This is a genomic window from Hahella ganghwensis DSM 17046 (assembly GCF_000376785.1).
GTDB classification, from domain to species: Bacteria; Pseudomonadota; Gammaproteobacteria; order Pseudomonadales; family Oleiphilaceae; genus Hahella; species Hahella ganghwensis.
This window is the reverse complement of sequence record NZ_AQXX01000108.1, coordinates 49,136-64,122: the sequence shown is the minus strand read 5'-3', so window position 1 is coordinate 64,122 and position 14,987 is coordinate 49,136. Positions and strand designations below refer to the sequence as shown.

The following is a 14,987-nucleotide window of genomic DNA, read 5'->3' as shown; positions in this document are numbered from 1 at the left end:
AGGATCGCTGAGGTTATAAAATAGCTGCATGCAGTGGACACGAAGCATGGTGGATAACGGATACGGAGGGCGGCCGTTCTCGCCCTTGGGGTAATAGCGGGCGATCTTCTTTTCCATGCGTTTCCATGGGATCAGCTTATCCATTCGCTCCAGAAAGATTTCCCGGCGGGTCTTACGCTTCTTATTCTGGTATTCAGCTTCGGAGAAAGTCATCTGATCCATGGATAGTATTCCTGATGAGTGAAGTTGGCCGTATTATGACTGATTTGGGGAGTTATTCAGAGCCTCCCTAATTAAAATTGCCTCAGGTCAACCGACCTCCAACCTATTTGAGACACTCTTTTGAACGGGTTGAGACTTCTGCAGAGACTGAAAAAAGGGGATAAGATGGAATTAAGTTTTCTGGGTGCCGCCGGCACGGTAACCGGCTCAAAATATCTAATCAGCCACCAGAACCATCGTTTCATGCTGGACTGCGGCCTTTATCAAGGCATAAAAAACCTGCGTGAACGAAACTGGAAATCACTTCCGGTTTCCCCCAAGGATATCAAATGCCTGCTGCTGACCCACGCACACCTCGATCACAGCGGCTATATACCCGCTCTGGTCAAGCATGGTTTCAGAGGCAAGATTTTCTGTACCCACGCCACAAAATCCCTGGCTCGGGTGCTGCTTCCAGATTCGGGCTTTCTGCAGGAAGAAGACGCACGTTATGCGAACAAGCGGCATTTTTCCAAACATAGCCCAGCGCTGCCGCTATACACCGAAAAGGAAGCCTGGAAAGCCCTGGAATACTTCGAACCGGTGGATTTTCACGACGATGTCAATTTCCTGCCCGGCTTCAAGGCCCAGTTTATTCCAGCCGGTCACATCCTCGGAGCCAGTAGCATCAGCATCGATGGTCCAGCAGGCAAAATGGTATTCTCCGGCGACCTCGGCCGCCCCAATGACCTGATCATGAGGGCACCGGAAGCTATTTCACAAGCCGACTACCTGATACTGGAATCGACCTACGGCGATCGCCTGCATGAATCAGTTGATATCCCCCAGTTGCTGGCCGACATCGTGAACTCAACAGCCGAACAGGGAGGTATTGTTCTGATCCCTGCCTTTGCCGTGGGCAGAGCCCAAGCATTGCTGCATCTGATCCAGGAACTTAAGAATACCGACCGAATCCCCGATTTACCCGTGTATCTGAACAGTCCCATGGCCATCTCGGCTACTGAAATATTCTGCCACTACCATCACTTACACAGACTGACCCCCGAGCAGTGTCACGCTATCGATCAAGGGACGCAATATGTCCGGACCGTCGAAGAGTCTATAGATCTGAATCAACGGAAGTTCCCTTCGATTATTGTGTCCGCCAGTGGTATGGCAAGTGGAGGCAGGGTACTACATCACCTCAAGGCGTTGTTGTCAGATCATCGCAACAGCGTTGTATTTGCAGGCTTTCAGGCTCCGGGGACACGAGGGGACTCACTGGTCAATGGGGCCCAGCAGATCAAAATTCACGGTCAATATTACCCTGTCAGAGCCTCCATATATCAACTGGATGCACTGTCCGCCCATGCCGACTACGATGAAATTCTTTCCTGGCTTGAAAACTTTACGGCTCCGCCAAAACACACCTTTATCACCCATGGCGAACCTCTGGCGTCAGATGCCTTAAGACTTTGTATTAAGGACCGTCTCAATTGGAGTGTTTCTGTGCCGGAATACCAGGACAAAGTGACATTCCCCATGTAAGACCATCCCACTACTTGCGCCCTGAAGGTCTGATGTTAGAGTTGCTGAAGCAATAAACTTCAACAACCCTACAAGCAGTCGTGATACAATCCCACGACCTGCGAACAACCAACAGGGAACTATCGATGCTTTTTCCGCCGGACATTCCTGATGATGCCATGTTTCTGTCCCGCTCCAACCCGGAGGAGCTCCTGGGGTGTTACTCACCCTTTGGATTCGAACTGGAAGGCAAAACCTGGCCTACCGTAGAACACTACTATCAGGGCATGAAGTTCACGGACCAGGATTATCAGGAAACAGTACGGCAGGCTCCCACACCCGAAGCCGCCCGGTCAGCGGGCAGAAAGAAAAAAGGCTTGCTTCGCCCGGACTGGAAAAAAGTCCGTGAAGTTATCATGACCCGTGCCCTTTATATCCGCTGCAAAACCTACCCTCATATCGCCGAAGCTCTACTGGAAACCGACAATCGGGTTCTGGTGGAAAACAGCAACTATGACTATTTCTGGGGCTGCGGACGGGATCGTCGAGGCAGCAATGCCTACGGCAAAGTATTAATGAATGTGAGAAAAAAACTCCGGGAAGAAGCTGACAGCGATACCTGAAGTCCCCTTGTAAACCTTGTAAGAGTCGTATGTAATGGATCAACTCCTCTGGTATCAATATGTCTTGATAGCTCTGGTCTTTGTCTGGAGCGGCTTTGTACGTTCAGGGCTTGGCTTTGGCGGCGCAGTACTGGCACTTCCCTTCCTCCTGTTGATCAACAACCAACCGTTGGTCTATCTGCCTCTGATTGCGGTCCATCTACTGATATTTTCCTCTCTCACAGTGATGGGAAACCAGGGCTACAAGCAATTTCTGGGCAACAGTGAACAGAGCACAGTGGATTGGAACTACCTGGGGAAGAGCCTGGGGATCATGATCATCCCAAAGCTGATCGGGGTGTTTGGTCTGATCACGCTGCCCCCGGCGTTGATGGGAGGCATCATCTTCACCATCGTCTCAGCGTATGCGCTGTCTTACATACTCAATCGGCCTTTCAAGAGCAATAATCCCAAGCTGGATATTCTGTTTCTTATGCTTGGCGGTTACATCAGCGGCACCTCACTGATTGGAGCCCCTTTAATCGTCGCGGTGTACAGTACCAAAGTGGCACCGGAGAAGCTGCGCAACACATTGTTCGCGCTCTGGTTTATTCTTGTCACCATCAAAATGGCTGCCTTCCTGATGGCTGGCGTCGATCTGCAGTTGATTCATCACTTATGGCTTCTTCCCTGCGCTGCAGTCGGTCATGTCCTGGGTCTCTGGTTCCATGACCGGATGATGCGCCAGAATCAGGTAGCCTTTTTCCGGGTGCTGGGGTTTGCCCTACTTTTAACCAGCGGTGTCGGTCTCTGGAATAGCCTGATCTAAACTCTGCCGACCAGTTTGATAGCCAGCAATCAGTTCCTGGACAAATGCGGGAGTTATCATAGGATGAGGCTGGCCGGCAATCATCAACACGATATCCACTCTGGGCAGAGGGGGAAGTTGATGCTCCGGTCCCAGCACAATCATTTCCTCACTTAAAGTAGATGTCGCGACAGCCGTGATGGCTCCCCCCGCTTTCACCATCGCAAGCAATGCAGAGGCATTGGATGAGGTCATCAACAGTTGATAAGGACGCTGTAACTTATCCAGCCCATCCAGCGCGGCACTGTGGAACTTACAGTCAGCCTCGTATATGGCCAGAGGCAGAACTTCACCTGGGCTGATCTGACGCCCTCTGGCCGCCGCCCAAACACCCTGATCCTGCAGCAACAGGTAGCCTTCATCGCTGTCAGGAGTACGGGTTAGCACTGCCAGATCAACCTCACCACCATCCATCAATTGGCGTAGTTTATTGGATGAGGCGCACTGTACGCTGACACTGATCTCCGGATACAAGCGCCTCATCTGCAGTATCAACTCCGGCAAGATGCTTCGTGCATGATCGTCCGGACATCCCAGACGAACTTTAAAGCTCCCACGATTTGCCTGCATACTGGCCAACGCCTCATCATGAACCGCAAGAATCCGACGCGCATGATGCACCAGTTGCTTACCATCCTCAGTGAGCTCCAACATACGCCCTTCCCGCCGGAAAAGATTTTTCTCTACCTGACTTTCAAGGCGCTTCATCTGCATGCTGACAGCCGATTGCGTCCGAAAGGTCTGTCGTGCGGCCCGGGTAAAGCTACCGGTATCCACTATCGCTACATAGGTACGCAGGAGATCTATTTCCATTGGTTTCTACTTCTCAGTCAATATTGCAAATCGCCCCGCTTGAGCATGGTTCTTTCGTAAGAACCACCCATCAGCAGTTTTGATATCAGGGATCAAAACAATTCGTTTGTGATTCACAAGGGCTCTCTCAACAATAAACACCACAACAATAGAGCCACCGAATCACACATCACTGTTGAGGCACTCACTTATGATTCTTCATGATTACCGTCCATCAGGCAATGGTTACAAAGCGCGTCTGCTGATGCATCTGCTGGAAATCAACTACGAATATCGCGAGTACGACATTGTGGAAGGCGCCACTCACACGCCAGAGTTTTTAAAATTAAACCCTAATGGGAAAATCCCGGTCCTGGAACTGGACGACGGCACCATCATCAGCGAATCCAATGCGATTCTATTCTATTTGGCACAAGGGACAGACTTCTGGCCAACTGATGTCATGTACCAGACCCAGATCATGGAATGGCTTTTTTTCGAGCAGTACAGCCACGAACCCAACATTGCCAGTCCCCGCTTCTGGCTGACCCACCTGGGATTGAACGACGAACGCAAGCAGATGCTCCCTGGCAAACAGGAAGCCGGACGCAAAGCGCTGAAAATTATGGATAGTCATCTTCAAGGGCGGCATTGGCTGGTGGCAGATCAGTACACTATCGCTGACATTGCCCTGTACGCTTATACCCATGTGGCAGAAGAAGGAGACTTCCAACTAAGCGATTACCCGAATATTCAAATTTGGCTGGACAGGGTCGCATCGCACCCGCGACATAGCTTGATAAAGGACTGCTAACCGCTAAAAGCACACATCAGTATATGTTTTGGCCTCAGATCGCGCTTTAGGTTAGAATGCGTCGCCCCCTGCATCCAAGCATGGGGCGTCCTCGTAGTAGAGTATATTCTGAGGTTGATCGAATGCTGACAATCATTGCCAAGTTTATTTTCCGTTTGGGTGGATGGACTTACGAACCCAAAACCGATGCCTGGGAGGATAAACAGGTGGTTGTGGGCTTTCCCCATACGACCAATATGGACGGCATACGCAGTCTTGCCCTGTTCAAGATATACGGTATCAAGGTCCATACACTGGTAAAGAAAGATCTGTTCTTCTGGCCGTTTTCCTGGTTTTTGACGAGCATGGGATGCCTGCCTGTAGACCGTAGCAGAAAATCGAATCTGGTCCAGGACATGAAGGATCTGTTCGACAGCCACAAAGAATTCACCCTACTCATTGCACCAGAAGGCACCCGCAACAATATTACCTGCCCGAATGCCAAACCCATCAAAACCGGATTCTGGCACATTGCCAAAGCCGCTGGCGTGCCCATTATCCTGATGCTGTCAGATGCTGCTGCCAAACGTGGCCAGATGGTGGCAAAGCTGTTTCCTTCTGATTCCATTCGCGATGACCTGATCAGAATCAGGGATCTGTACGCCCCTTACGGTGTCAAACTGGATATCGGCGAAGCCTGAGCTTCTTCATTCCTGATATCAGTAACCCTGACCTCAGCGCCTCCTGAACTCATAACCCTGAGGGGGCGACGTCAAGCACAGCATTTCTTGAATTTTTTACCGCTTCCGCAAGGACAGGGATCGTTTCTGCCGGGGTCCAGCTCAAGCCATTCGGCATCACCATCCACGTAATACCAACGTCCTTCCTCGCACTGAAAGCGACTTTTCTCACGAAGCTGCATCCATTTCCCCGCCTGTCGAAAGGTCGCTGCGAAGGACACTTTTCCCTTATCAGACTCTGAAGAACTTTCAAGCACGTCAAGCTTATACCATTCCACCTGATCATCATTGCCAAGCGACATTGGCCGTGTACTCGGATGCCACGTATTCAATAAGTACTCCCACATCGAACCGGAAAATGCGGTATAACGCGAACGCATCAACGACTCCGGATCCGGGGCTGCCTGGCCCAGATGATAAATCTCACAACATACCTGGTAGTTCTTCCCTGATCCGCAGGGGCATAGCAAATTGGATGATGGGGTCATTTTATTCCTGTTTCTTTTTAAGAACCGCAATCCTTTAAAGCTTCGGACATAGCGGAATAAACATTATATAGCGGGCAATATAACAAAAATCTTTCACTGCGACATGCATAGCCAGAAAAAAACCATACATAAACACATATTATCAATATCGATAAAAATAACCCAAATATAAAACCCATAAACAATTTTGATTTAATTATATAAATTTTATTAGTTTTACATCCTCTCTTTCACTTCGCAAAATCACATAGTCCAAAGCTCAATCTAATTATGATTATCATGGGCATCAAATCAATTCAAAAACATCAATACATATATTAATAAAAACTCTATTTGAAGGTAAGCAATGAATAATTTCACTAGACATGCACTATGCATGGCTCTTGCCACAGCACCACTCTCAAGTTATGCCGTCGATCTGGGAACTTACCACGGCGTCGATCTTAATCTTACATTGCAGGTAAATCGGGCATTAATGTATGCCGATGACGGCAATGATACCGAACTGTTTTTCGTTGATAACATCAACAGCAATACCCGCTTTAATCTAAAAGCAGAAACAGTACTCGAAGGCGGAACCAAGGTCGGAGGCCAGTTCGAAGCGGAATACCCGTCAAACTCTTCCTACAGTGTCAACTTTGACAATAAGTCGACCCGCCCTGAATTAGGCGAAAGACATATGGAAGTCTGGTTTGCTGACGATTGGGGCAAAGTTACCATCGGCCAGGGAGACGGCGCAGCCAATGGCATTATGGAAATGGATCTATCAGGTACGGGCGTTATCAACTGGGCCGATCCTTCTCTGCTGGGTGGCGGTATTCAGTTCAACCGTACCGGCCCCACCATCGGCTCTACTATGAATAACCTGGACTTCGAATCCCGTTACGATCGTCTGCGCTATGACACGCCAAACTTTGGCGCCTTCGGCATAGCCCTCAGTCAGGGGGTCAAAGGCAGCAGTGATATTACCGAGATCGGCCTGAGATTCAATCATACCACCGACAGCGGTCTGGCGTTTAAAGGCGGGCTCGGCTATTCCACAGAGAATACAGAGGACGGCAATGCTGCCGGTGATGAAAATACGGTAGGTGGTTCAGTCGCCGTATTATTGCCTGGTGGCCTGAACGCCGCTATCGCGATTGGTAAATCCGGCGACGATGATGAAGCCAATCCGGATGCCGAGTTCAAATCTGCCAAGATCGGCTATAAGACTGGCAAACACGCCGTTTCCCTGCTTTACGCCATCACCGACGACAGAGCCCAACAGAACGATCAGGCTGAGGCTGTCAGTCTGGGCTATGTTTTTGCAGTACGCAAAGGCATTGACCTGTATGCATCCTACAAGGTGCATAGTCTGGATAGAGACGGGGAAGATTTTGAAGATATTTCAATCCTGACGACAGGCGTGCGCTTAAAACTATAGCAGACGACAGTCCAGCTGATCGTTAGTACTTTGGAGAAATACCAGACTAAAAAGGTACAGGGATGTACTGAGAATATAAATGACTCAGTCAATTAATGCATACGATTCCACCAACATTTCGTCCCCCCAAGGGCCTGCAATTCCAATATTAGTGCCCTCAAACGAAGTGTTCTGAAATTAAGACGTGATATTCATGAATATCATTACTACGAAAGCGTTCCACTTTTAATCATTTTTCTTCCCATTGACTAGACCGTACTTCGTCACCCAGGGATGGGATCTTTTTACGCCCTTTAAGTTTTTTTAAAGTCAAACTTTCTGAGAATTCAGCCGCAGGCGCTTAAAATGGTCACGGAATAATGAAAATACTCCGACCTTCCAATTTCCTCATCATATTATCAGGACTAATCAATGCATAACCCCGCAGAATCAATTCGCGCCTATCTCTATGCCAAAGACAGGAACCAACCCCACAGAATGGCACAGGCCTTCTCCGAAAACGCGTCCCTGGAAATGAATATCAGAACAGAAGCGATCTCTTTTCCTTCGTCCGTTCTAGGTCGTGAAAACATTACCGATGTGTTGGTACGACGTTTCGCCCAAACCTATGAAAACGTGTATACCCTTTGCCTGTGTCCGCCACCGGAAAACCATGTCACCAGATTCAGTTGTCGCTGGCTGGTGGTCATGTCAGAAAAGCCAAATCGACAGATCAGAATCGGATGCGGCGGCTATGACTGGACATTTCAACGGGAGACATCTCTGGCCGAGCATCTGACCATCACGATTGAAGACATGCAGGTCATGCCACCTGAATCTCTGAAGGGATTCATAGATGGGGTATCGGTTCTCCCCTATCCATGGTGTCCGACCGAACAAATATTATCCGAATGGCCGCAATCAGCTGAATTGGAGAATATTCGGCAATACCTTGGTCTGTGAGTTAGCCGGTAAGAGAGTGAGCGATGTAACCTGATGAGATGACCGGGACAGTCGACCACCTTGTGGCCCCTGTCCCGGTTTATTTAGGCGTGTAAATTAAGAACAGAGTTAAAGAGAATAAGTTAATAGAACTGTTCAGGGAGCCAGGTCGCAATTTCGGGAAACAACACCAGCCCGATAATCAGTGCGATCATGGCAACAACGAAGGGCATAGCCCCAATTAAAACCTGATTCAGGGAACCTCGGGAACGCACGCCCTGGACCACGTATAGATTCAATCCCACAGGCGGCGTGATCAAGGCCATTTCCAGCAGCACCATGACCACAATACCGTACCATACCGGACTAAATCCCAATTCAATCATCAGTGGTGCAGTAATCGGAATCGTCGTCACCATCATTGACAAAGTCTCCAGAAAGCACCCCAGGATCAGGTAGAAAAGAACCACAGCGGCAAAGGTCTGTAACGGCGTCCATCCCTGACTGAGAACAAGACTGGTCAGTTTGTCAGTCAGGCCTATCGCTGCCAGGACAAAGTTGAGAAAGTAGGCAGCCAGGATAATCAGAATGACCATGGATGAGGTCCGCACGGTACCTTCAATGGCTTCTCTCAACATATCCAGCGACAGGCTACGGTATAACGCGGCGAGTATGATCGCCGCCATAACCCCCACCCCGGCGGCCTCTGTGGGCGTGGCTATTCCCGCATAAATAGATCCCACCACAATCAGGAAGATCGCCAACGGAGGCAGCAGATTCTTTAAGGACCTCATTCGTGCTGACCAGCTCGACTTCTGCCGACGCCCGCCCCATCCCGGCCGCACCAGACATATCAAAAACACCGTCAAACCAAAGATGAGCGCCAATAGAATGCCGGGTAAAAAGCCCGCCAGATACAACTGTGGCACAGAAGTATCCGTTAACATTCCATAGATAATCATATTGATCGACGGAGGAATCAGAATGCCCAGAGTACCTCCTGCTGCGAGAGTTCCCAGAAACAATGGTTGCGCATAGGCATAACGCTCACCCTGGGGGATGGCAACGGTTCCCACGGTCGCGGCGGTTGCCACACTGGAACCGGAAGTCGCTGAAAATGCCGCACATGCGCCAATATTCGCATGCATTAGACCGCCCGGCAGCCACCCCATCCATTTTTCCATGGCATCATACAAGCGCTCAGCCATACCGGCCCGAAGCATGATTTCACCCAGCAATACAAACATGGGTATAGCAACCAGAAGAAAATCCGTATTGGTTGACCAGAAAATTTCACCACTGGCCTTGTATAGCGGCAACATGGAGTACATCTGATCCAACGCCAGTCCAAGTACACCCATTGTGGCCGCGACCGGAACCGATAGCGCCAGCAGGATCAACAGAATCAAAGCAGCATTAACAAGCATGGCGCCTCTCCTCTTTAATATGATCGATCACACTGGCTACCTCGTCATGAACTTCTTCTTCCACGGTTCTTATCCCCGCTATCGCACTCACCTCTTTGTGATCGCCCCGCCACAGCAGCACAAGGACTCTCGTCAGGAGAATCAACAGAACACACATGAAAATGATAAATCCTGCCGCCCAGAGTCCCTGAGGAATCATGAGTGGTGTCTGCAGAGGAGTATTGGCAGTGGCTCCTACCGAAACCGACTCAAACCAGACCCCGATAGCAAACCAGGTGACAAAGGACATAAACGCCCCCACCAGGATCAGCCCAAGCATATCCAGCCATATGGTAAGTTTGCCCGGAAGACGCGCGTACAGCGCATCTATACGGATATTGGCCCGGCTCAACAGGGCAAATGAAAGCCCCCAACTGGTGGTTATTGCCAGGATATACCCGGCAATTTCATCGCTGCCACCCATCGAGATATTGAACAGTTTGCGTAAAATCACATCCACAGTGGTAATGGCCGCGGACAGCAATAGCAATCCACCACCTACCCATGCCGAGATCCGACTCAACTTTACTGCCATACAGTAGAGTCTCTCCATCGGTTATCTCCTGATTCTGGCTGAAATCACTTTGCCAACGGTGTCGTTGAACTCTGCAGCACAGGCTTCGCCACAGCGTTCAGCCCACTTCTTCAGTACAACCTCATCCAGAACCCTCGCCAGCTCAACCTTGTCATCTCTGGATACCTCCACCAACGTCATATCCGCCGACTGGCCATAGTCGCAACGTCCTTCACCGGTATTGCAGGCGATTCCCTGTTCACTTTCCTTCCCGGCTTCACTCCAGATGCGGTCTTCTAGGGAGGCGATTTCCTGTTCCAGGAAAGCTTTCACCCGATCATCAAGATCATTCCAGGCATCATAGCTCACGCCGTGAACCACCTGACTCCAACCAACAGGCAAAGCGTAAAGATAATGGCTGACCTCATACCATTTGGATGAGTAACCAGAAAGCGCTCCGGTAATGGCACAATCCACCACACCGGTCTGCATGGCCTGCACCACTTCACCAAAAGACAGTGTCACCCCTACACCACCAAAAGCTTCAACAAACTCCGCCAAAGTCCGGTTAGCTGTCCGGACCTTTTTTCCCTCGAGATCTGTCAAGCCGCTGATGGGACTCTTGCAGTAAAGTACCTGAGCTGAATAGGGCCATATGCCAAGGAGTTTGACGTTGTACTTGTCTTTGTAGAGCTTCGCCAAAACGGGCCTGTAAGCGTTGGAAACTCGTCGGGCTGTCGCGATATCCGGACTGAGCCCGGCCAGGTCAATAGCTTCATTCCTTGGATTGTCGCTGGCCAGATATCCCAGCACAGTGGATCCGAAGTCCAGTACGCCCTGCTTCATCAGGCGGCCGATTTCGCCCCCCTTCAACCCCATTTCATTAAAACCTTTGATCTCAGCGGTAATGGCTCCGCCGGATTTTTCCGTCACTTCCTGTTCCCAAAAAGGCTGCTCAAAGTTTTTGTATTGAGACAGGTTGCTCCAGGTTCCGACGACTGTCAGATGGGTTTTCGGCAATTCCTGTGCACTGGCCACCCCGGTAAAACAGGTGAAAACCAAGGCTATTATTGTTTGAATCAGGCTTTTCATCGCATTGTCCTCTGGTGATTATTTTTATAGCACTGCAGGTTTCAAAGTACTGCCAGCGCTCCATTCAATAATTCGGTAATCAGCATTGAACCCGGCGAATGTGTGATGCAAAAAGGAGGCTTCACTTCTGAAATAATAGCCTGTGGAGTGACACCACACCCCCAGAAAAGAGGAATTTCGTCCTCAAGTATTTCAGTGGGTTCGCCATAATCGGGTTTGGATATATCCGTAATCCCAATCTGGGCAGGATTGCCGATGTGAACCGGGGCTCCATGCACATTGGGAAACCGTGAGCAGACCTGAATGGCCCGGATGGCATCAGACGCTTTCATGGGACGCATAGACACGACCAGCGGGCCTCTGAAACGCCCCGCGGTGAGGCAGGGTATATTGGTCCGATACATGGAAACATTCCGCCCCTGATCAATATGCCGCAGACGGATTCCCGCCTCCTGCAACGCCTGCTCAAAAGAGAAAGAGCATCCTATGGCAAATCCGACCAGATCATCCCGCCACAGGTGACGAATATCGCTGAGCTCTTCAATACATTGACCATCATGCCAGACACGATAAAGAGGCAGATCTGTGCAAAGATCAATCTCCGCTCCGACCATCGGCAGCCTGGAACTACCCGGCTCTGTCACCCCCAATAAGGGGCAGGGTTTGGGGTTATATAGACAGAATCGAAGAAAGTCCTCAGCCCAATCCTTGGGAAAAATTGCCAGGTTGGCCTGCACAAAGCCGGGCGCCATTCCTGAGGTCTGGCCGGTATAGCTACCGGTTCTGATCGCATCCCGAAATCCGCCATCAGAAGTATTGATACTGATCACCACGTTCAATTCTCCAACAATCAATATGATTAAGAATTAAACTACGGCATAATCAATAAAAACAAATTATATATAATGATACTCAGTGATCACATTTTATTATCAGTGACAAACTGGAGCCTAAAGAATGATTGACCTGAAAAATCTCGAAACCTTTATCTGGGTTGCTCAATTGGGAGGATTCAGACTTGCTGCGCAAAGGCTTCACACTACTCAGCCGGGAATTTCCCAGCGCATTGCAGCTTTGGAAAATGAGTTGGGCGTCAAATTGTTTGAACGGGACTCTCGGCGGGTAATTCTCACGACGAAAGGCCGGGAACTGATTCCGTACGCCGAACAAATGCTGAGACTACGGTCTGAAATTCTGGATATCGCAGAGTCACACCAGGCCTACAGTGGCAATGTCCGGATGGGGGTATCAGAAACCATTGTTCATACCAGCCTGATCAAGCTCGTGGAGGCAATTCGCAGCACTTACCCGATGATTACCCTGGATATTGAAGTGGATGTATCCCGTAATCTTCGCGAAAATCTACTGAAAGGAGCGCTCGATATTGTCTTTTTGCTCGGTCCCATACAGGAACCCAATGTCTGTAATTTTGATCTTGCCAGCTATCCATTGAACTGGGTAGCCAGCCCTAAACTCCAGTTGCATGAAAAGCGCCATACCCTAAAAGAACTCGCTCATTATCCCGTAATCACCTACCCCAAAAACACGCTCCCACACATGGCCATCCGGGATGTATTCTCAGCGGCGAAACTTCAGAACGTCAAAATCTACGGAAACACGTCTCTTGCTGCCATGGTAAGGCTTTGTGCCGAGGGAGTGGGAATTGGCGTTATCCCCTCGAGAGTCATCGGCCGGGAACTGGACAACCAGGAACTGGAACTCATTGACGTGGCCGGCGGCGAGCTACCGGAAATGAGCTTTACGGTCAGTTATATGCAAACGCCGGACGCTCATTTACTCCAGGCCATCACGGAGCTGGCTCTTGAGATCAATCATTCAATATAACATCAACAGAGTGTCAGAAACCGGCATACATTTGTTATTCATATGACTCTCTCCTAATCTTAATCAGGTAAGCGCCTGTGGCTGAATTTACTAACGCAGTGGCCAGCATTTTGATTAACTTCAACAGATTGAGAGCCAGTCATTCTAGCAAATGGAAATTTAGAAAGTTTGTCTCAGGCACTTTAGAATTTGTTGGCGTTGCGGATGACGTTCATGCTGGAGCTTCATTTTGTTCTCTGTAAAACGGAGAGACCGCGATGTACGCATACTTCATAAACGATCGATAGTTCTGCAGGGAGTAAAATGAGACCAAGTCCTGCGGGCTGGTGCCCCTTTAGTGGGTATAAAGCATGAAAAACGGTCACTCCATGTCGCTCGGCGTTCATTTAGAATGACGAAACTTCACTTCTCGCGCCGCGATTGGGCCGTTTTCAGGTTCTACGTGAGCATCATCTGTAACGTTAACAGACCCTAGCCATAGCCATAGCCATAGCCATAGCCATAGCCATAGCCATCATGCAGTGAGGGTAAATTTGTATGAAGAATATTATTAATATGAAGAAACTGCTGTATTCATATTTAGTGTCACTGACACTGCTGTTTCCTGCCGGAACCAACGCATCGGAATATGTATTCGTATCATTGGAATTTCCACCACTGGAGTATACAGGGGACAATGGAAAACCAACCGGAATCGCTGTCGACATTGTCAGGAAAATCATGGCCTCCCTGGGACACCAGGTAGAAATCAATATCCACCCCTGGAGCAGATCTCTGGATCTGGTCAGGAAGGGTAATGCAGATGCCATATTTACCGCCTACAGAACCCCGGAACGAGAAACATTCCTGGACTACTCAAATGAAGTGTTGATTCAGCAGACTGTGTCTCTTTACGCCAAAAAAGGCAGTACTATCACTTTCAGCGGCGACCTCTCCACCCTGAGAGACAAACAGATTGGAGTGGTCTCAACCATCAGCTATGGGGTTCGATTCGACCAATTGCGTGAGTCTCTCAATATCCAGCCCGTTCAAAAACTTGAACAGAATTTTCAAAAACTGTTGTTGGGTCGTATCGACTTGTTCATCAGCAGCAAATGGGTTGCTGACTGGAAACTGCAAACAGCGGGGATGACCGACCACATTACCAGGTTGCCCACCGAGGTTGAGAGCATTCCCAGCTTTATAGGATTTTCAAAGAAACAGGGATTAACCCGTCTACGAGATGACTTTGACCGTGAACTGATCAAGTTAAAAAACAATGGAGAATACGAAGAAATCCTGAAACGTTATAACATGTAAAAACCTTAACTCCATTCCCTCCTTTTCCATACCTGTATTCAAATTAATCAATTATTTTTATTCAAGACAATAAATTTAATCGTCTTTACACCTAAGATCACATACCACAATAATTATAAACACCAGAAGATGAATTCTCCGATATATTATTTGACCTTGATGCCACTATTCGCCATAAGCACAGAGAAGTAATATCTCAGAAAATTTGTATTTAGTGACTTACTAATACGCCATGGAATATTAAATCTGAATCAAACATATATTCTTATTACTATAGATAAATATTCATAATGATTACTTCCACAAAAGTCGCTTCTTTATCAGATTGCTTATTGGTCGCTTTGATGGCAATACTTTCAGGCTTTCTGGCTTTATCGAGCCTTTATACTCTGTGCCAGTATGCCAAAACTCACGCC

The 14,987-nt window shown here is 48.9% G+C and carries 16 protein-coding genes; 9 read left to right on the top strand and 7 right to left on the bottom strand.

Features of this window, described 5'->3' with window-relative positions:
• Positions 1-222: IS5/IS1182 family transposase (locus tag F566_RS0111840; RefSeq protein ID WP_020405679.1), on the bottom strand; the 222-nt coding region annotated here is incomplete at its 3' end.
• A 165-nt stretch (positions 223-387) separates the two neighbouring features.
• Here F566_RS0111840 and F566_RS0111835 point away from each other — a divergent pair.
• The 3 genes from F566_RS0111835 to F566_RS0111825 all read left to right on the top strand — a co-directional run bounded on the left by F566_RS0111835 (position 388) and on the right by F566_RS0111825 (position 3,159).
• A complete protein-coding gene (locus tag F566_RS0111835) occupies positions 388-1,749 on the top strand; it encodes an MBL fold metallo-hydrolase RNA specificity domain-containing protein (protein WP_020407203.1) in 1,362 nt (453 codons plus the stop codon).
• A 125-nt stretch (positions 1,750-1,874) separates the two neighbouring features.
• The gene (locus tag F566_RS0111830; protein WP_020407202.1) at positions 1,875-2,351 is read left to right on the top strand and encodes a riboflavin biosynthesis intermediates N-glycosidase; all 477 of its coding nucleotides are present in this window, start codon (positions 1,875-1,877) and stop codon (positions 2,349-2,351) included.
• 34 nt (positions 2,352-2,385) lie between these two features.
• Positions 2,386-3,159, top strand: a complete 774-nt coding sequence (locus F566_RS0111825; RefSeq protein WP_020407201.1) for a sulfite exporter TauE/SafE family protein — start codon at positions 2,386-2,388, stop codon at positions 3,157-3,159.
• Here the strand turns inward: F566_RS0111825 and F566_RS0111820 are convergent.
• Entirely contained in the window at positions 3,121-4,011 is an 891-nt protein-coding gene (locus tag F566_RS0111820) for a LysR substrate-binding domain-containing protein (protein WP_020407200.1), read from the bottom strand. The two genes, F566_RS0111825 and F566_RS0111820, sit on opposite strands and share 39 nt — an antisense overlap.
• A 190-nt stretch (positions 4,012-4,201) precedes the next feature.
• On the opposite strand from F566_RS0111820, the gene F566_RS0111815 reads away from it, so the two are divergent.
• Both F566_RS0111815 and F566_RS0111810 read left to right on the top strand, forming a co-directional pair.
• Positions 4,202-4,804 carry a glutathione S-transferase family protein gene (locus F566_RS0111815; RefSeq protein ID WP_020407199.1) on the top strand — a complete coding sequence of 201 codons (603 nt, stop codon included), beginning with the start codon at positions 4,202-4,204 and terminating at the stop codon, positions 4,802-4,804.
• A 122-nt stretch (positions 4,805-4,926) separates the two neighbouring features.
• On the top strand, positions 4,927-5,484 hold the full coding sequence (locus tag F566_RS0111810; RefSeq protein WP_020407198.1) for a 1-acyl-sn-glycerol-3-phosphate acyltransferase: 558 nt from the start codon (positions 4,927-4,929) through the stop codon (positions 5,482-5,484).
• Between the two features lie 71 nt (positions 5,485-5,555).
• Here the strand turns inward: F566_RS0111810 and F566_RS0111805 are convergent, their stop codons facing one another.
• The gene (locus F566_RS0111805) at positions 5,556-6,011 is read right to left on the bottom strand and encodes a YchJ family protein (RefSeq protein ID WP_020407197.1); all 456 of its coding nucleotides are present in this window, start codon (positions 6,009-6,011) and stop codon (positions 5,556-5,558) included.
• A gap of 346 nt (positions 6,012-6,357) precedes the next feature.
• On the opposite strand from F566_RS0111805, the gene F566_RS0111800 reads away from it, so the two are divergent.
• Together F566_RS0111800 and F566_RS0111795 are read left to right on the top strand one after the other, a co-directional pair.
• Entirely contained in the window at positions 6,358-7,434 is a 1,077-nt protein-coding gene (locus F566_RS0111800; RefSeq protein ID WP_083921068.1) for a porin, read from the top strand.
• A gap of 411 nt (positions 7,435-7,845) precedes the next feature.
• The gene (locus F566_RS0111795; protein WP_020407195.1) at positions 7,846-8,376 is read left to right on the top strand and encodes a hypothetical protein; all 531 of its coding nucleotides are present in this window, start codon (positions 7,846-7,848) and stop codon (positions 8,374-8,376) included.
• Positions 8,377-8,498: 122 nt separating this feature from the next.
• On the opposite strand, the gene F566_RS0111790 is transcribed toward F566_RS0111795, so the two are convergent.
• Genes F566_RS0111790 through F566_RS0111775 form a run of 4 tightly spaced genes read right to left on the bottom strand, consistent with a single transcriptional unit; the run spans position 8,499 to position 12,260 of the window.
• Positions 8,499-9,782: a TRAP transporter large permease gene (locus F566_RS0111790; RefSeq protein ID WP_020407194.1), complete on the bottom strand. Its 1,284-nt coding sequence runs from the start codon at positions 9,780-9,782 to the stop codon at positions 8,499-8,501.
• Positions 9,772-10,374 carry a TRAP transporter small permease subunit gene (locus F566_RS32655; RefSeq protein WP_020407193.1) on the bottom strand — a complete coding sequence of 201 codons (603 nt, stop codon included), beginning with the start codon at positions 10,372-10,374 and terminating at the stop codon, positions 9,772-9,774. Before F566_RS32655 ends, F566_RS0111790 begins: the two co-directional genes overlap by 11 nt.
• 3 nt (positions 10,375-10,377) lie before the next feature.
• A complete protein-coding gene (gene dctP, locus F566_RS0111780) occupies positions 10,378-11,427 on the bottom strand; it encodes a TRAP transporter substrate-binding protein DctP (RefSeq protein ID WP_020407192.1) in 1,050 nt (349 codons plus the stop codon).
• Between the two features lie 41 nt (positions 11,428-11,468).
• The gene (locus F566_RS0111775) at positions 11,469-12,260 is read right to left on the bottom strand and encodes a putative hydro-lyase (RefSeq protein WP_020407191.1); all 792 of its coding nucleotides are present in this window, start codon (positions 12,258-12,260) and stop codon (positions 11,469-11,471) included.
• Between the two features lie 124 nt (positions 12,261-12,384).
• Between F566_RS0111775 and F566_RS0111770 the strand changes: the two genes are divergently transcribed.
• Together F566_RS0111770 and F566_RS0111765 are read left to right on the top strand one after the other, a co-directional pair.
• On the top strand, positions 12,385-13,272 hold the full coding sequence (locus tag F566_RS0111770) for a LysR family transcriptional regulator (protein WP_020407190.1): 888 nt from the start codon (positions 12,385-12,387) through the stop codon (positions 13,270-13,272).
• 537 nt (positions 13,273-13,809) lie between these two features.
• Positions 13,810-14,571: a substrate-binding periplasmic protein gene (locus F566_RS0111765; protein ID WP_020407189.1), complete on the top strand. Its 762-nt coding sequence runs from the start codon at positions 13,810-13,812 to the stop codon at positions 14,569-14,571.
• Positions 14,572-14,987 lie beyond the last annotated feature (416 nt).